The following is a 17,906-nucleotide window of genomic DNA, read 5'->3' as shown; positions in this document are numbered from 1 at the left end:
TTATTTTGCAACATTTTCTGCAAAATAAACCGCTTGTTGTATTTAAGAGAAAGCCATTATTCAACACACCTTCCTTTCAACCAATTTCTTACCCAGCTACGATTTGGCATCAATACCTGATGAAGCTCTTCAGCTAATGGCAAAGGCTCACCACAAATTTGGCTTGCCAGCATTTCACCTAAAAGTGGTGCGGTGGTTAAACCTCGTGAGCCAAGCCCTGCAACTAAATATAAATGCGGATAAAAAGCCGCCATCTCAATTGGCTCTTTTCGCCGAAGTTGGTTATATAAATTGGCATATTGTTGCTTCTGCTGTGCAAAATTAGGCATGCTCCCAAACATTGGCATACGGTCTCGGAAGGCTGAACGAATGCCTACCTTCGCTTGATTTTGCGAAAAATCTGCGCTTTTTGCCCAGTCACAAGCGGTTAAATTTTGCGATAACTTTGCAAAATTCTGCTGATGTTCTTCTAGCGAAAAATGCGTTTCTTGATTATCTCGAATATGGCTCGCCCCTACACAGTGGCTGTCGCCTGCGGATTTGGGCGTAAGATAGCCGTCATAGCACACCACACACTTCAGCTTTGTCAGCATGCGGTTAGTTGGAATATGACTTACTTGCCCACGCACAGAATACAGAGGAATACCTTCAGTTTGTTCAAATTGTTTGAGTAAATGTCCATTAGCCAACACCACATTTTGATGCGAAAAATATTGTCCATTATGCAGCCATTGCCAACGGCAATTTTGGTATTCCAGTTTCTCAACGTGATGATTAAATACAATGTTCAAGCCCAACTTTTGCAAATACGCAAACCCATTTTGTACCAACTGACGAGGTGAGAGCCAGCCCCCCTGTGCGATAAACGCGCCATTATCTGTGACAGGCAAGCCAATTTTTTCGCTTAGCTGAGCGGCTGAAACTAGAGCAAACAGCGAAGGGCTCCAACCTTGCTCGGCAATTTTTTGCAGTTTCTTTGCTGCCTTATCATTATAAGCACATAACGCGACCCCCGTTAGCCCCTGTTCAAACGGCACTAGTGACGTGATTTGCGCCAAACGGCGTAAGGCATAATCAAAGCTATGCACATAAAAACGCACATTTCGTGAGTCGTCATCGCTTAATTGAGGGTACAAAGCACCTTGCAAATTACCCGATGCATTGCGCGCTGGTTCAGCATCTTTGCAATAAAGCGTCACCTTTATCCCCCGTTCTAACAGCGACCACGCCAAAAAGAGGCTTGCTACTCCCCCTCCAATAATTGCCACCTCATTATGTTCACTTGCCTCAGGTTGCTTGTAATAAGGAAAGCGCAATACATTCATCTCACTTTCTGATGTTTTTTCGCCCCACAGCATCTCTCGTTTTTTGCCAAAACCTTTGCGTTTTTTTACCTCAAAACCGACCGCTTGTAGCCCTCGGCGCACATTACTTGATGCGGTAAAAGTAGCAAAGCTGCCCCCTTTTCGGGTTAAACGAAACATTTGGCGGTATAAATGTTCGTTCCACATATCGGGATTTTTATCCGGTGAAAAGCCATCTAAAAACCAGCAATCGACTTTGCCATTATGGTAATCGCCTAATTGCAACAAACTTTCTGCCATTTCACCAAACCAAAGATCGAGGTAAATTGCATCAAAATGATAACGTTCACATCCAGTTTGACGCGGCTGCCAACAAGCGGTCAGTTTTTGTGAAAATTCCGCAAATTGTGGGTAATTTTGCTGAATAGTCGCTAACTGTTCAGCGGTTAGTGGATATTTTTCAAAAGAAATAAAATAGAGCCGTTGAAGAGGGCTTTGAGGGAATGCTGCGCGAAATTGGCGAAATTTATCTGCTACAGCAAAGAAATTCAGCCCTGTACCAAATCCAGTCTCCGCAATCACAAAATGCGCTCGTGAATGGTTTTGCCATTTCTGCCAAAGCTGGTTGCCCTCTTGGAAGACATAGTAGCTTTCAGCAAGTCCGTCTTGGGTGGAAAAATAGATATCGTCAAACTGTTCGGAAACAGGGGTGTTATCTGCATTAAAGGATAGGGAAGCAAATGTAAGTTTATTCATTATTCAGCTCACAAAAAAACAAAAGGGCGATTACTCGCCCTTATCAATGAAAATTCATTAGAAAATGAAGTATCCAAATGCAACAATCATTCCTAAAGCACCGACCACCGCTAACATTGAATAACCAAAAGTACCCATAATTTCTCCCATTATTAAGTCAAAAAACTTCTCTATTCTAAGACGATTTAAACAAAATGCAAATGCAAGCGGTCATTTTTTCCAAAAATTTTACCAAATTAGGTATAATATCGACATTTTTTGACAGTAAGGAGAAAACATGGCAACGATTAAAGATGTGGCGAAACTCGCTGGTGTTTCGACCACAACGGTATCTCACGTGATTAATAAGACTCGATTTGTTGCGGAGGATACCACAAAAGCGGTATTAGATGCTGTTGAACAATTAAATTATTCCCCAAGTGCCATTGCTCGCAGTTTAAAAGTGAGCACCACGAAATCTATTGGCATGATCATCACCACCAGCGAAGCACCTTACTTTGCCGAAATCGTACAGGCAGTGGAAGAATACTGTTATCAACAAGGATATTCATTGTTTTTATGCAATACGCAAAATGAACCTGAAAAAATTAAAAATCATTTTGATATGCTATTGAAAAAACGCGTCGATGGCATTTTGGTGATGTGTTCAGAATATCGTGAAGATGCATTTGCGCTGTTTAAATCAACCAAAGTGCCAATGGTTGTTATGGATTGGGGGCCAAATGAAGATAAAAGTGACCGCATTATCGACCACTGTTTTGATGGCGGTTACCTTGCCACTAAACACCTCATTGAAAATGGGCATAAAGATATCGCTATTATTGCAGGTTATCTATATAAAACCACAGCTAAAGCACGTTATGATGGTTTTGTAAAAGCAATGGAAGAAGCTGGCTTGCCAGTCCGTCAAGAATGGGTCTTTGAAAATGACTTCCAGCCTGAGGGCGGTTACGAAAGTATGAACTACCTTTTAAAACAGTCTGAACGCCCAACGGCGGTTTTCTGTGGCTGCGACATGATGGCGCTTGGAGCAATTTCAGCGATTACCGAACAAGGACTGCATGTTCCACAAGATATTTCGGTGATCGGTTATGATAATATCCATAGTTCACGTTTTTTTGCACCACCGCTGACTACAGTCAATCAGTCTAAAATTCGTCTAGGTAAGATGGCGCTTGATCTACTGTTTGAACGTATTCAAAATAGTGAAAGCGAGCACCCGCCAAAAGTTTTGGAATTTTACCCAGAATTAGTCATTCGTAAATCAGTACGCAATTTAAATAAGTAAGGAATACGAATGGAATTTTTAATTAGTTTTTTCAGTAGTTACGGCTACTGGGCTGTTTTCTTAGTTCTACTTGCTTGTGGATTTGGCGTTCCTATTCCTGAAGATATTACCCTTGTTTCAGGTGGTGTTATCTCTGGATTAGGTTATACCAACGTGCACTGGATGTTAGTAGTGAGTATGCTCGGTGTACTTGTTGGAGATAGTACAATGTATTGGCTTGGCAGAATTTATGGGAAGAAAATTTTAAATTTTCCACTTATTCGCAATGTCGCAACGCCTGAACGTTTTGCCCAAGTACAAAAGCGCTTTCAAACCCAAGGATGGAAACTCTTATTTATTGCTCGCTTTTTACCTGGGTTGCGGGCGGTAGTCTATTTGGTCTCGGGTATTACCCGTAAAGTCAGTTTTGTCCGCTTCTTACTGGTTGATTTCTGTGCGGCGATTATCTCAGTGCCGATTTGGGTTTATCTTGGTGATTTCGGTGCCAAGAACTTAGATTGGCTGGAAGAGCAAATCCATAAAGGGCAGATGATTATCTGGATTGGCTTAATTATTATCGGGATTGTGGTTTATTGGAAATGGAAGAAAAACCGCAAAAATAATGCATAAAATTAGGGGCAGATCATTATTCTGCCCCTCTTTATTTTTATTACTTCATTTTCGCCATTTCAAATTCAACTAACATCATCAAAATATGAATCACTTTGATATGCACTTCTTGAATGCGATCTGCATAACGGAAATGCGGTACGCGAATTTCTACATCCGCTAAACCAGCCATCTGACCACCATCTTTGCCTGTCATCGCAATCACCTTCATGCCTTTTTCTTTCGCTGCCTGAATTGCATTTAGCACATTTTTAGAATTGCCTGAAGTCGATAGCCCAAATAATACGTCACCTTTCTGACCAACACCTTCAATATAACGCGAGAAAACATAATCGTAGCCAAAATCATTACTCACACAGCTTAAATGGCTCACATCAGAAATCGCAATGGCAGGATAAGCCGGACGATTTTCGCGGTAACGCCCTGTTAATTCTTCAGCAAAATGCATCGCATCACAATGCGAGCCCCCATTACCACAAGAAAGCACTTTACCTCCATTTTTAAAGCTTTCCGCAATAATTAACGCTGCATCTTGAATTAATTTTAGGTTATTTTTATCGTTAATAAAGTTATCTAGCACGGTACGTGCTTCTTCAAGTTCTGCGAGAATTTGTTGTTGATACATAGTATGTGTCCTTTTGTAAAAAAATTGAATTTAGTGACCGCTTGATCACGTCAAAGCGATGAGAGTCTATCACACTTAATGCTAGGAAAAACAGCAGAAATATCGTAAAATCCGCACGTTTTGTTTACCCATAAAGGATATACGATGATTAACGAAATTAAAAAAGACACCCAAGAGCGCATGGAAAAAAGCCTTGAAGCCTTAAAAGGGCACATTGCGAAAATCCGTACAGGTCGCGCGCAGCCCAGCTTATTAGATGCAATCCAAGTAGATTACTACGGTGCAGCAACGCCACTTCGTCAGTTAGCTAACGTGGTAGCAGAAGATGCACGCACGCTCGCAGTAACGGTATTCGACCGTTCATTAATCCAAGCGGTTGAAAAAGCGATCTTAACCTCTGATTTAGGTTTAAACCCTTCTTCTGCGGGTACAACAATCCGTGTACCACTTCCGCCATTAACTGAAGAACGTCGCCGTGATTTAATTAAAATCGTAAAAGGCGAAGGGGAGCAAGGTAAAGTAGCTATCCGTAATGTACGCCGTGATGCGAATGACAAAATCAAAGCATTAGAAAAAGAGAAAGCAATCAGCGAAAACGAAGAGCGTAAAGCACAAGAAGATATCCAAAAAATCACGGATACTTACATCAAGAAAGTTGATGAGATTTTAGCGGATAAAGAAAAAGAGTTGATGGATTTCTAATCTCTATTGATTTCATCTAACGGCTATTACACCATAGTTAGGCTGTAATGCGAGTTTAAACAAGCGGTTATTTTTTGCGATTTTTCTGCTAAAAATAACCGCTTGTTTTTTATTTAACGCAACAATCATCAAGCCCACAATTCGCACGTTCTGACAATGAAATCATTTTGTTATGAAATTGCTGTAACGTACAACGATGTCCCACGCTGATAATAATACTTTGTGGGAGCGCTTTTCTAATCGTGCAATAAAGTAATGCTTCTGTTGGCTCATCTAATGCAGAGGTGGTTTCATCTAAGAAAATCAATTCTGGTTTACTCAGCAAAATGCGCACAAAAGCTACTCGCTGTAATTCCCCTGGAGAGAAAATAACTTGCCAATCATTATCTTGCTCCAAAGCGTGATGATATTTTTCTAAACGACATAGCGCCATTGCGGCTTTTAATTCCGCATCATTTGCTTGAATATGCGGATAGCAAATCGCTTGTTTTAATGTACCTTGCGGCATATAAGGGCGTTGGGGTAAAAAAAGCGGTTGCTCAACACAAGCACGCTCAGCAATACCCACTGTTTCAAAAGGATAAATCCCTGCCAACGCTTTCAGTAACGTAGTTTTACCCGAGCCTGAATCGCCTTGAATCAGCAATGCATCGCCTGCTTTTAATTCAATGTTGATCTGAGCAAAGAGTATTTGACCATATTGATCTTTTACCCCAAAATTTTTTAAGTAAAAGCCTTTGGCACAAGCAAGTGGCTGATGTACAGGCATTGCATCTAATTTATCGAGCGTGGTAAAAAAGCCATAGAGACGATTTAAGCGAGCCTGATAGAGCGTAAAATCATCATAAAAGAGGCGAAAAAATGACAAGGCTCGCATTAAGCGGTTAAATGATTGCACGGTTTGGTGCATATCACCTAAGGTGAGCTGACCAGTGAAAAAACGAGGCGCTTGTAGCATTAACGGCAAAATCATCGCAATTTGTGTCACCCCCGTATTAAAGCCATCTAAGCCCAGCATTTTTCGCACAATTTGCCAGCGGTTATGGATAACAGTTTGGAATTTTGCTTGCAAATTGGCTTGCTCTTTGGCTTCACCAGAATAAAAAGCAATACTCTCCGCATTATCTCGCACTCGAATCAGCGAATAACGGTAATCACCTTGATAACGTTCTTTATTAAAATTCAGTTTGATCAAAGGTCTGCCGATCGCTACCGACAATAAAGTGGCTAGCAAAATAAAAATATAGATAAAAAAGACAACGCCTTTTGGTACCTCAAAACCTAACAGCACCAGAATGCCAGAAAGTCCCCATAAAATAATAGTAAATTCGATGGTAGAAACAATCGCATTGAGCACACCTCGCACAGCATCTAATGTGCCGTGAATAAACTCTGAGGCATCTTGTTCAATTCGCTGGTCAATGTTATCTGGCAACTCTTTTTCGTATTTCACCAAATAGTAGTTTTTATTCGCAAGCCAACGATCCAGCATTTCACGATTCAGTTTTTCTAACCAACGGATTTCAAAGACTTGTTGTAAAAAATAGTTAATCACCGAATGAATAATTTTAACAACTACCAACATCAGATTGATCAAGGCAAAAAACCAAAATGCATCTACATCGAGTTTTTGCATTGAGCTGTACAGCCCATTATAAAAAAACGTATTGAGTACACTGATTCGTACTTCCATCAGTACCATCAGCAATAACAATAGCACTAATCCGATTGTTTTGACTTTATTTGATTTACGCCAAATATCACGGCTAATATGCCAAAATCGCCGTCCAAACTCCGTTTTTCCAAGCAATAAACCGCACAGGTATAAGCCCAGTGCGGTGCAAAAAAGTGCGCTCATCAGCCACGAGAAACTATTCTGTAATTCTGTTTGCCAATTCATAATGTAATAAAAATAAAACAAGCGGCTGATTTTGCAGATTTTTTTGCAAAATCAACCGCTTGCTAATTAGAATGAATACTCTACTTTACTCCAATAAGTTCTTGGCAATCCAACGACTGCAAAGCTGCGATCATATTGGCCTCGTTGTACTTGCCAATAATGTTTATTAAACAGATTTTCTACCCCTGCTCGTAAGGTGATTTCCTGTTTATTCCCCAATTTTAGGCGATATTTTCCACCCAAATCCACCGTAGTATAAGACGGCAAGCGGTAGTTCGCTTGAGTATCTTGATAAGATTTTCCATAGTGCTGTAACCCTGCATTCAAGGTTAAATTGGCAATGAATGGCGTATCCCATTCCACAGCCGCTTTGGCTATCCAGCGTGGGCTGGTAACTTGCACACCAGTTACAATCGTATCTGCATAAGTAGGGTAATCAATAACTTTACCTTGATTGTAGCTAATACCTAAACTTGGGCGGAGCGTTTTGTTGAACAAATTCGCATAGAGATTAAATTCTACCCCACGATTGCGTTCTTTTCCTTGCTCTTTCCCTGCACGAGCAGCCATCGCTTCGGTATTGCCTCGAATAATGCCCGGACGGCTAAGTTCATATACACTCAAACTGGTACTGAGCATTTCATGCCAGTTTTTACGCACACCGACTTCAATTTGCTTGGTTACACGAGGACTATTCATTTCACCGGTATCAGGATCAGCATTACCGGGTTCTAAATCTTCTAAATAGTTAGCGTAATAGACTAAATCCGCATTAGGCACATAAGCCAGCGCGACCATTGGGCTGAAACGATCCGCTTTTAAACGTACGTCTGTTGTGCGATTAAGCTGTTCAATCCATTGGAAACGCCCACCAAGCGTTAAACGAATTTGGTTATCCATAAAGCCTAAGGTATCTGATGCAGCGATACTTTGTGCCGTAAATTTATTATCTGCCGCTTGGCTTAGGCTACCATGCTCAGGCTCATCAATAAATTCAGGCGAATAAATGTTGGTAGTATAACGTCCACCACGCTGACCTGTTGGGTTATTATCGTGATCACGGCTTCGTTGCACTGCGTCATAAGCTAAGCTCCAACTGTGATGGACAGAACCTGTTTCAATTTCGCCCTGCAATTTCAAATTTCCACTGGTGGTACGAGAGCGGAAATCAATGGCGGTCGCATTAGCGGCACGATAATTGCCATCGCTATTTAACATCGTTAATTGCGTGAAGTTACCGTCGTATTTAGATTCCATATGCCCAATACCACCGGATAGCATCATATTAAACGGTAAATCGTATTCAAATGTGAGTAATGCAGTTTCATCATCTGTCGTTTGGCGAGACCAACTCGGCACTAAGTTCGTTTTACCATTCGGTGCTTCTGGCATAGCAAAGGTTAAATTTTGCATATCTTGCACTCTTGCTCGTCCACCTTTGGTAGCTCGTTTAGTTTGGAAATAATCCACACCTACACGCAATTTTTCACCACGATAATCGGCACCAATCGCAATCTCTTTGGCAAGTTCACTATAATTTGTGCGAGCGGTATTACCATCACGATATAGCCCACTGACACGTACGCCCCATTCATTATTTGCGCCAAAGCGTCTGCCAAAGTCAAAGCTCTCTTGTAAACGGCTATTGGAAAACCACGCCAATCCCACTTTGTTAATCGGCTCATCTGTTGCACGTTTGGTTTCAATATTCACCGCCGCACCTGCCGCACCTTCAGGATCCATTCCAACCGTTGCAGTTGATGCGCCTTTAATCAGCTGTGCTGAACCGACTGCAGAAGTTGCCGTGTTATAAGCACCATATAAACCCGCCAAGCCATTTACGCTAAACTGACGCGCATCAAGCTGTAAACCTCGTACATAAATGCCACCAAGCGTATTGGTTTCTCCACCAAAGTTCATAATAGAGGCATCGGTTTTTGCCAACGCATCAACCACATTACGTGGCGCTTTATCAGCAAATGCCTGCTCATCGTAATTCACCACCGTAATGGGCGAGGTAAAAGCAAGCTGTTTGCCAAGCAAACTTAAATCCACGATGGCTTTTAAATTATCGGTGGCTTTAAATTTTTCTAGCTCTGCGACGACATTTACTTCATCTAATGATTCAATTTGTGTTTCAGCAAGGAGAAAAGAAGGGAGGAAAATCGCGGAATAGAGAATGCTGTGTTTGAATATCATAAATTTAGCCTTAACCATTAATATTGAGAATAGTTAGTATTATATATATTTAATATTTAAACACAAGCTAAACCGTTTTAGTTACAAACCCTAAGAATTTCAGCTACTATTGTATTTTCAACACACATTACATTTCTTAATTACCATGAAAAAATTATCTCTTACGCTAGTTAGCTTATTATCAACCTCGTTATTTGCTCAAATACAACTTAGCCCTTTTCCTATGCAAGCCATTGGAAAAGCAGCGCAGCTAGCTGTTTCTGATAAAGATGAGCTTTTTATTATCAATACTCAAGGAGAACTCTGGCAAGCAACGCCAATAATGAATAAATTAAGCGATGGTTTCTCAACCCAAATTGCACCAAGCGTGGCGTATAACCGTGTGGCAGGAGCAGATAAACAAGGTAATTTCATGCTATGGACAGCAAAGCAACTTTATACCTCCACCATTCCTTTAGCTAAACAGGCGGGTATGTATCCCCTTGCCTTTGCGACCATTGCCGTTAGCAAACAAGGAAAACAGCATAAACTGGTGCGAATTAAAACCAAAGGCACGCAAGCAGAAATTACCGCAATGGCAAGTACAGAAGTGCTACCTGATGCTCAACCAATGCAAATTGATTTTAAGCATTCAGCGCCAAATCAAGGACACATTGCGATATTGGCAAAACCTGATAATTCAACTTATTTACATGGCGTATTAGGCGATGCGATAGAAGCTGCCGAAGTGCAATATTTAGAGCGTCATACACTTGAGCCTTTAGCCGAAGGACTTAGTATGAAAGGTTTAGTCTTTGAAGCTAATCGTTTCGAACATTTCGCCACAAACAATGGTGCGAAATTGGTATCCGTCATGTCTGGGAATGGAGAAGGAGGCAGAACGGTATTAATTGGCGAGCAAAATGGCAAATTAGTGCTAGAACAAAGTAGCTCTTCTCTGCCAAACAATCGTTGGCAATCACCATTTGTGTTTAATCGTAAACTTTATGCGGTGCAAATGCCTCATCTGCGCGGGAAATTAGTAGAATATACCCCACAGGGTGCAAAATTAGCTGAACATTCCATGCAAGACGGTTTTAGCAACCATCGCTACGGCGAATATGAAACAAATCTCGCCGCCAGCGCATCACATTTTGCAGTTTTGCCATTACGGGATTATCGCCACATAGCAATACTCGACTCTCAAGGTCAGCTCCAAACATTGGCGCAAACATTACCTGCCGAGATTCAAAAAACCAGAGCAAGCAAAGACAGCGTATATTTACTCTTAGAGAATGGTCAAATTTGGCTAGCGCAATAGCCATGCACGGAAATATAAAAAAGCTAAATCAAGTTTTAATTCAGCCTAAAGTATGCCGCAAGCGCTCTTATTTCCCTAAAATTCTGCAAAACAAATAAAAAAATCCCCAAGTATTGCTACTTGGGGGAAACTGATGAATAAAGTTTTCTTTTGTTGTCGACTGTTTATCAGTTGCTACTTGCTACCAATAAAACTTCCCCATTGTAAAAAAAAAAAACGGTTGTCAACAATTTTTTTCATACTCACTTTATTTTAATCCTGCTGCTTCACGCAATTCTGCGGCTTTGTCGGTTTTTTCCCAAGGGAAGTGTTCACGACCAAAGTGCCCATAAGCTGCTGTTTCACGGTAAATTGGGCGAATTAAATCTAACATTTTAATTAAGCCGTACGGGCGTAAATCAAAGAATTGATAGATTAATTTCACTAACACGTCATTTGCCACCTTACCCGTGCCAAAGGTTTCCACCATAATTGAGGTTGGCTCAGCCACCCCAATTGCGTAAGAAAGCTGAATTTCACAGCGGTCAGCAAGACCAGCAGCAACAATATTTTTCGCAACATAACGCGCAGCATAAGCCGCTGAACGGTCCACTTTTGATGGGTCTTTACCAGAGAATGCACCTCCACCGTGACGCGCTGCACCGCCATAAGTATCTACGATGATTTTACGTCCGGTTAGACCGCAGTCCCCCATTGGCCCGCCAATCACAAAACGTCCTGTTGGGTTAATAAAAAATTTAGTATTTTGACTTAACCATTCGCTTGGCAGGATAGGTTTGATAATCTCTTCCATCACACCTTCATACACCGTTTTTTGATCCACATCTTCTGCATGTTGAGTAGAAAGTACTACGGCATCAATTCCGACAATTTTGTTATTTTCGTAAGCAAAGGTTAATTGGCTTTTCGCATCCGGACGTAACCAGTTTAATTTACCGGATTTACGCACTTTTGCTTGTTGCTCCATCAAACGGTGTGCATAAGTAATTGGCGCAGGCATTAATACTTCGGTTTCGTTAGTGGCATAGCCAAACATAATTCCTTGGTCACCAGCACCTTGGTCTAACGGATTTTCACGATCAACGCCTTGATTAATATCTGAAGATTGCTTGCCAATCGCATTTAATACTGCACAAGAATGCCCATCAAAGCCCATCTCTGAGTGTGTATAGCCAATATCACAAATAACTTGGCGAGTGAGGTTTTCTACATCAACCCATGCAGAAGTGGTGATTTCCCCCCCCACTAATGCCATACCTGTTTTCACATAGGTTTCACATGCCACACGTGCTTTGGGATCTTGACGTAAAATTTCGTCTAATACCGCATCAGAAATCTGGTCTGCGATTTTATCTGGATGCCCTTCAGACACGGATTCAGAAGTAAAAAGATTAATTGCCATCGTGTTATATCCTATTAATGAATAAAGAAAGCAAGCGGTGTGTTTTGATAAAAAATCTGCAAAAAACACCGCTTGCACTAATTTTTTGGAAGTATTTCCATCTAGACGTCTAAATGATACCGACTTTAGCAAAGAATGCAAATAAATTTTTCTAATTGCCTATGCCAAATCATTTCATCTTTCAAACATTGCGTTTTTCTTTTTCTGTGCTAGATTATAGCTATCTAGCCGTCTAAACGGCTAATTAATATATTTCTCAATATGACATAGGAAAGCAATATGACGACACACATTACTATTTTAGATGGCGGTATGGGACGAGAGCTTGCGCGTGTTGGCGCCCCATTCAAACAGCCGGAATGGTCGGCCTTAGCCCTTTATGAAGCCCCTCCTGCAGTTATTCGGGTTCACCAAGATTTTATTCACGCCGGTGCCGAAGTAATTACAACGAACAGTTATGCCGTTGTTCCCTTTCATATCGGTGAAAAGCGTTTCCAAGCCGATGGATTTACACTGGCGAAGCTATCGGGACAATTAGCAAAACAAGCGGTCGATACTTCGACAAATTCTGCAACCGATAGTAAAAAAGTAAAAATCGCAGGCTCGCTTCCTCCGCTTTTTGGCTCTTACCGTTTCGACTTATTTCAAGCAGATCAAGTTGAACGCGTTGCTCGCCCCTTAATTGATGGTCTATCCGCTTATGCCGATTTTTGGCTATTTGAAACACAAAGCCATAGCCAAGAGGTGCTTTCAGTCATTCCTTTTCTGCCACACGATAACCGCCCTATTTGGGTGTCATTTACGCTGCAAGATGAATGCTTAACTGATACACCCTATTTACGCTCTGGAGAAAGGGTTGTTGATGCAGTAAAAGCCGTGTTAGAACAAGGTGTGCAAGCGGTATTATTTAATTGTTGCCAACCGGAAGTGATTGAGCAAGCGATTATCGCCGCCAAACAAGTGATTGGCAAAAAAGCCGTGCAACTGGGCGCCTATGCCAATGCTTTCCCGCCACAATCTAAAGAGGCAACCGCAAATGACGGCTTAGATGAAATTCGTACAGATTTAGATCCGAATGCTTATTTGGCCTGGGCGCAAAAATGGCGCAATGCAGGCGCAACAATTATTGGCGGCTGCTGTGGCATTACACCGGCGCATATTCAAGTTTTAGCCCAACATCTCAATTCAAATTAAGGAAACACCACTATGTCAAATAAAAAAATTGGGCTTATTTCGCTCACCGCGTTAGTCTTAAGTTCTATGATTGGCTCAGGCATCTTCAGTTTGCCACAAAATATGGCGGAAGTTGCAGGCGCTGAAGCTTTGCTCATCGGCTGGGGGATTACCGGTGTCGGGATTATCTTTCTTGGGCTTTCATTTTTCTTTATCTCCCGCCTACGTCCTGATTTAGACGGCGGTATCTACACTTATGCCCGTGAAGGTTTTGGTGAATTGGTGGGGTTTATGTCTGCTTGGGGATATTGGCTATGTGCAACCATTGGAATTGTGGGCTATTTAGTCGTGGCTTTTGAGGGCATTGGTACCTTTACCGATAGCGAAACCAATATCATTTTTGGGCAGGGTAACACACTTGCCGCCTTTATCGGAGCTTCAATCATCGTTTGGCTAGTGCATATTTTAGTAGCAAGCGGCGTAAAAGAAGCTGCATCAGTTAATTTGGTTGCAACGATTGTGAAAGTCTTCCCTCTTGTACTATTTATCGGCTTGGCCATTTGGTATTTTAGCCCAAATACATTTACACAAGATATTCAGGCGACCTCGCTTAATAATGGTGTTAGCGACCAAGTAAAAAATACTATGCTGATTACACTTTGGGTTTTCACTGGGGTAGAAGGCGCATCCGTTTTATCTGCTCATGCCAGAAAGAAAAGCGATGTTGGCTTGGCAACCGTGTTAGGGATTATCATAGCCTTAGTGTTGTATGTCGCGATTACGGTATTATCGCTCGGTATCTTGCCTCGTGAAACAATTGCCAATATGTCTAATCCTTCAATGGCAGGGTTATTAGAAGCAATGATTGGTTCAAGCGGTAAGATTATCATCACACTTTGCTTAATTGTTTCGGTACTTGCCTCTTATGTAAGCTGGACAATGTATTCCGCTGAAGTGCCTTACCGTGGTGCAAAAAATGGTGCATTCCCCAAAATTCTGGATAAACTCAACGCTAATGATGTGCCGATTAACTCACTCTGGTTCACCGGTTTTGTCGTGCAATTCTGTCTCTTTTTAGTGTTGCTAACCGGCAAAAGCTATAATGCGTTGTTGTTAATTTCAACTTCAATGATTTTAGTCCCATATTTCTTAATTGGTGCCTATCTGCTGAAATTAGCTATTCAACAAAAAGCAAAATGGTACATTCAACTCACTGGTTTTATCGCTTCGCTCTACGGTCTATGGATTGTCTATGCTGCAGGGATTGATTATCTGCTACTTTCCGTATTGCTCTATGTGCCGGGGATTGGTTTATTTCTCTATTCTCGCCGACAACAACAAAAGGCACCTTTAACTACGGTGGAAAAAGTGATTTTAACCATCATTGCATTGCTGTTTATTTGGGCGGTGTATCACAGCTTTACACAGGTAAATTGGGAATAATTATTCTCTTTATAAAGCGGTGGGAAGCAGATCAATCACAGATCAAAACCTGCCGTTTTATTTGTAAAAATATGCTAAAATCTGAGCGCTTGTATTCACTTTCTAGGGTTATGAGTCCATAACCTAGGGTAAACCCTATCAGACTTTTGATTATTTTTTATGTTACTTGAACAACTGAGATTACTTATACGCAAAATAGCTGAATGCTATCAACGCCTAGAACACTATTTCACGAGCGGATCATTTGCTATTAAATTCTACCCTTTCTTAATGCATCCTTGCGTGCGTAATACCCGTAGCTTTACGATTAAAGTGTTTTCTGTGGTACTTATCTTTACTGGGCTATACTACTTCTTTGGTGAGCTAATTAGCATTTTATTTAGTGATGTAGGACTCTCATCATACACCAAGCATACAACTATTGAGCTGTTATTACCTAAAGACTTTGTCGTGAACGAAAAAAGCGGCTCGCTTACTCCGCTGTTCTATACAATGCAACTTGCTTTTCAGCTACAAGCATGGAACTTTATTCTCGGCTATATCATTTGTGTTACTTATATTACAGGACAAAAGCTGCGCTTACTTGGTGTGCTGTTTTCATTACTCTTTAGTATTGGTAGCTCAATTATTTCCGCTTCACAAGGTGGCCATTATAGTACTTTCGGTTATCTACAAAACTTGGGCTTTGAAGTGACGTTTTTGATAGGTAATTTAGCCATGGTTGCCATTGGTTTCGCAATCGATAACAATCACATTAAGCGTTTTAAATATTATAGTATTATTGCAGGATTAATCGGGCTAAGTTGCATAATAAGTACGGTATTTATCACCACCGCATACACACCTTGGTTAGAACGAATAAGCATTTATAGCTTAATGATTTGGGAAATCTCTCTTGGCTTTGCCGTATTAAAAGCAATGGAATCAAAATAAAAAACAAGCGGTGCTTTTGTAAATTTCTTCTGCAAAAGCACCGCTTGTTTTTAAGGCTGCGAATTAATCACCTCTAGCATTGGAAAATTTGCTGTTGCGCAACTTCGCGCGCCAATTTGTCAATATGCAGCACATCTGCAATCTCTCGCACTGCTATTGGTGTAATATTTTCGACAGTTGCTCGATTCACGGCAACAATATCAGTAAAACGAATTCGCCCATTCAAAAAGGCATCAACAGCCACTTCATTTGCAGCATTCATTGCTGTTGTTGCATATTGCCCTTCTGTAAAAGCATCCATGGCGAGTTTTAAATTCGGATAACGAACAAAATCAGGCTCAATAAACGTCAGCTCTTTTAATTGGAAGAAATCTAACGGAGCAACACCCGCATGAATACGATCTGGGTAAGCCATTGTATGGGCAATTGGAGTGCGCATATCTGGATTCCCCATTTGCGCAATGACAGAGCCATCAATATAACGCACCATGGAATGGATAATAGATTGTGGATGAATAATAATTTCCATCTCATCAGCACTTGCATTAAATAGCCAGCGTGCCTCAATATATTCCAAACCTTTATTCATCATGGTTGCAGAATCAACAGAGATTTTTTTCCCCATCGACCAATTAGGGTGTGCAACTGCTTGTTCTGGTGTAATTGCACTGAACTCTGCTAACGGCTTAATGCGGAAAGGCCCTCCCGACCCCGTTAGAATAATTTTGCTCACGCCTAACTCGGCAAGTGGACAAAAACCAACTTTCTCTTGTGCCTCAGGTGGCAGCGATTGAAAAATCGCATTATGTTCGCTATCAACAGGCAGCAATTTTGCACCAGATTTTTTAGCTTCATCAATAAAAAGCTGCCCACAGGTAACTAAACTTTCTTTATTAGCAAGAAGCACCGTTTTGCCAGCTTGCACTGCAGAAAGCGTTGGTAATAATCCTGCTGCACCAACAATAGCAGCCATCACTTGATCAACCTCTGGATGAGCTGCAAGCTCACAAATAGCTTTCTGTCCTGCAACAACTTCACAATTTACATTGGCTTGCTTAAGATTTTGTGCAAGCTGTTTCGCTGCATTTTCATCGTCCATTGCAACAAATTCTGGACGAAATTGCACCGCTTGTTCAGTCATTAAAGCAACATTTTTTCCGCCAACCAGTGCAAAAACAGCATATTTTTCAGGATTATGCTTAACCACCGATAACGTACTCTTACCGATAGAACCAGTTGAACCTAAAATAACGAGTTTTTTCATTTATTTTCCTTTTATAAATCACTTTTAAACCTAAGCTAAGTTGCTTTTCAATTAAATTACAACTGCCCGTAGTGCTTAAATATTATTTAAAATAATTCCATATGTTGGTTAAATTTTGCCAGTTTTGAGTTAAATAATTTTCGCACTCATGTCTTACTTCTGGAGGGAATTTATTTAGCATATTAAAAGCTGTGCGACATAAATTCAGCACTATATGTTTACCATCGTGATAAATACTCTCATCACTTAATAAATTATGTTGCTCAAAATACTGATTGATCAGTTCAATCATTCTAAAATGATCATAAAAGTAAGCTGGATTTATAGTAGTCGTTATGCTATTTGGGCGAATCCTATAGCAATAAACCCAAAATGGTAATTCAATTAATGTGGCATTAGGATCTATTGTGAGTAATTGCAAATAAAAAAGCTGATCTTCAGCCTTTATTCCTTCAATAAAATTGAGCTGATGTTTTAATAAAAATTCACGCCGTATCAATGTCCAACAAATTGCAGGGATCCACGTTTGTTGTACCATTAAAGATAACGTCTCTTTACCAGAAAGCAGATAGCCTTGATTAACATTATTATTAGCTTTTAATGTTGGTATGGCTAAGCGTTTACCTGTTAATTGTGCAACTTTTTCAGCTTGCAGGCGGATCATGTCAACCCCATATTGATCTGCAACCCGAATAATTTCAGGAAAATGGTCGCCAGTAATATAATCATCTGAATCAATGAAATAGATATATTTTCCTTGAGCTAAGTTAATCGCTTTATTTCTTGCTGCAGATTGCCCTTTATTCTGACTATGAACTAATGTAATAAACGAGTACTTTTTCACATAATTTAAACAAATAGTTAAACTATCGTCTGTTGAACCATCATCAACTAGAATAATTTCTAACTCCACTCGCTGAGTCAGAATACTCTCAATGCATTCAGATAAATAAATGGCAGTATTATAGATAGGAATAATAAAACTGATTTTCGGTGATGTCATTGCTA

General features: G+C 40.6%; 14 protein-coding genes. 7 read left to right on the top strand and 7 right to left on the bottom strand.

Going from position 1 to position 17,906, the window contains the following annotated elements; all coding sequences use genetic code 11:
- Positions 1-56 precede the first annotated feature (56 nt).
- On the bottom strand, positions 57-2,060 hold the full coding sequence (gene mnmC, locus F542_RS04005; protein WP_015432804.1) for a bifunctional tRNA (5-methylaminomethyl-2-thiouridine)(34)-methyltransferase MnmD/FAD-dependent 5-carboxymethylaminomethyl-2-thiouridine(34) oxidoreductase MnmC: 2,004 nt from the start codon (positions 2,058-2,060) through the stop codon (positions 57-59).
- A gap of 277 nt (positions 2,061-2,337) precedes the next feature.
- On the opposite strand from mnmC, the gene purR reads away from it, so the two are divergent.
- The gene (gene purR / locus F542_RS04000; RefSeq protein ID WP_015432805.1) at positions 2,338-3,348 is read left to right on the top strand and encodes an HTH-type transcriptional repressor PurR; all 1,011 of its coding nucleotides are present in this window, start codon (positions 2,338-2,340) and stop codon (positions 3,346-3,348) included.
- 9 nt (positions 3,349-3,357) lie between these two features.
- Positions 3,358-3,957, top strand: coding sequence for a DedA family protein (locus F542_RS03995; RefSeq protein WP_015432806.1), 600 nt, complete (start codon positions 3,358-3,360; stop codon positions 3,955-3,957).
- Between the two features lie 40 nt (positions 3,958-3,997).
- Here F542_RS03995 and lpcA read toward each other — a convergent pair whose 3' ends face one another.
- Positions 3,998-4,582, bottom strand: a complete 585-nt coding sequence (gene lpcA, locus F542_RS03990; RefSeq protein ID WP_015432807.1) for a D-sedoheptulose 7-phosphate isomerase — start codon at positions 4,580-4,582, stop codon at positions 3,998-4,000.
- Positions 4,583-4,726: 144 nt separating this feature from the next.
- Here lpcA and frr point away from each other — a divergent pair, with 144 nt between their 5' ends.
- Entirely contained in the window at positions 4,727-5,284 is a 558-nt protein-coding gene (gene frr, locus F542_RS03985; RefSeq protein ID WP_015432808.1) for a ribosome recycling factor, read from the top strand.
- A 109-nt stretch (positions 5,285-5,393) separates the two neighbouring features.
- Here the strand turns inward: frr and F542_RS03980 are convergent, their stop codons facing one another.
- Positions 5,394-7,184: an ABC transporter ATP-binding protein/permease gene (locus F542_RS03980; RefSeq protein WP_015432810.1), complete on the bottom strand. Its 1,791-nt coding sequence runs from the start codon at positions 7,182-7,184 to the stop codon at positions 5,394-5,396.
- A gap of 66 nt (positions 7,185-7,250) precedes the next feature.
- On the bottom strand, positions 7,251-9,383 hold the full coding sequence (locus tag F542_RS03975; protein ID WP_025266963.1) for a TonB-dependent receptor: 2,133 nt from the start codon (positions 9,381-9,383) through the stop codon (positions 7,251-7,253).
- Positions 9,384-9,528: 145 nt separating this feature from the next.
- Here F542_RS03975 and F542_RS03970 point away from each other — a divergent pair, with 145 nt between their 5' ends.
- Positions 9,529-10,683: a hypothetical protein gene (locus tag F542_RS03970; RefSeq protein ID WP_015432812.1), complete on the top strand. Its 1,155-nt coding sequence runs from the start codon at positions 9,529-9,531 to the stop codon at positions 10,681-10,683.
- A 247-nt stretch (positions 10,684-10,930) separates the two neighbouring features.
- Here the strand turns inward: F542_RS03970 and metK are convergent, their stop codons facing one another.
- The gene (gene metK, locus F542_RS03965) at positions 10,931-12,085 is read right to left on the bottom strand and encodes a methionine adenosyltransferase (protein WP_025266962.1); all 1,155 of its coding nucleotides are present in this window, start codon (positions 12,083-12,085) and stop codon (positions 10,931-10,933) included.
- 279 nt (positions 12,086-12,364) lie between these two features.
- Here metK and F542_RS03960 point away from each other — a divergent pair, with 279 nt between their 5' ends.
- The 3 genes from F542_RS03960 to F542_RS03950 all read left to right on the top strand — a co-directional run bounded on the left by F542_RS03960 (position 12,365) and on the right by F542_RS03950 (position 15,634).
- Complete coding sequence (locus tag F542_RS03960) at positions 12,365-13,279, top strand: homocysteine S-methyltransferase family protein (protein WP_015432814.1); 915 nt, start codon at positions 12,365-12,367, stop codon at positions 13,277-13,279.
- 12 nt (positions 13,280-13,291) lie between these two features.
- Positions 13,292-14,701, top strand: coding sequence for a basic amino acid/polyamine antiporter (locus tag F542_RS03955; RefSeq protein WP_015432815.1), 1,410 nt, complete (start codon positions 13,292-13,294; stop codon positions 14,699-14,701).
- Positions 14,702-14,860: 159 nt separating this feature from the next.
- Positions 14,861-15,634 (top strand): hypothetical protein, encoded by a 774-nt coding sequence (locus tag F542_RS03950; RefSeq protein WP_025266961.1) that lies wholly within the window; start codon positions 14,861-14,863, stop codon positions 15,632-15,634.
- A gap of 73 nt (positions 15,635-15,707) precedes the next feature.
- Here the strand turns inward: F542_RS03950 and ispC are convergent, their stop codons facing one another.
- Together ispC and F542_RS03940 are read right to left on the bottom strand one after the other, a co-directional pair.
- Positions 15,708-16,898 carry a 1-deoxy-D-xylulose-5-phosphate reductoisomerase gene (ispC, locus tag F542_RS03945; protein ID WP_015432817.1) on the bottom strand — a complete coding sequence of 397 codons (1,191 nt, stop codon included), beginning with the start codon at positions 16,896-16,898 and terminating at the stop codon, positions 15,708-15,710.
- A gap of 82 nt (positions 16,899-16,980) precedes the next feature.
- The gene (locus F542_RS03940; RefSeq protein WP_015432818.1) at positions 16,981-17,901 is read right to left on the bottom strand and encodes a glycosyltransferase family 2 protein; all 921 of its coding nucleotides are present in this window, start codon (positions 17,899-17,901) and stop codon (positions 16,981-16,983) included.
- Positions 17,902-17,906 lie beyond the last annotated feature (5 nt).

It is taken from the genome of Bibersteinia trehalosi USDA-ARS-USMARC-188 (assembly GCF_000521725.1).
In the GTDB taxonomy this organism is placed as follows: Bacteria; Pseudomonadota; Gammaproteobacteria; order Enterobacterales; family Pasteurellaceae; genus Bibersteinia; species Bibersteinia trehalosi.
The sequence above is the reverse complement of the archived record's forward strand: the minus strand, read 5'-3'. Positions and strand labels throughout refer to the sequence as shown.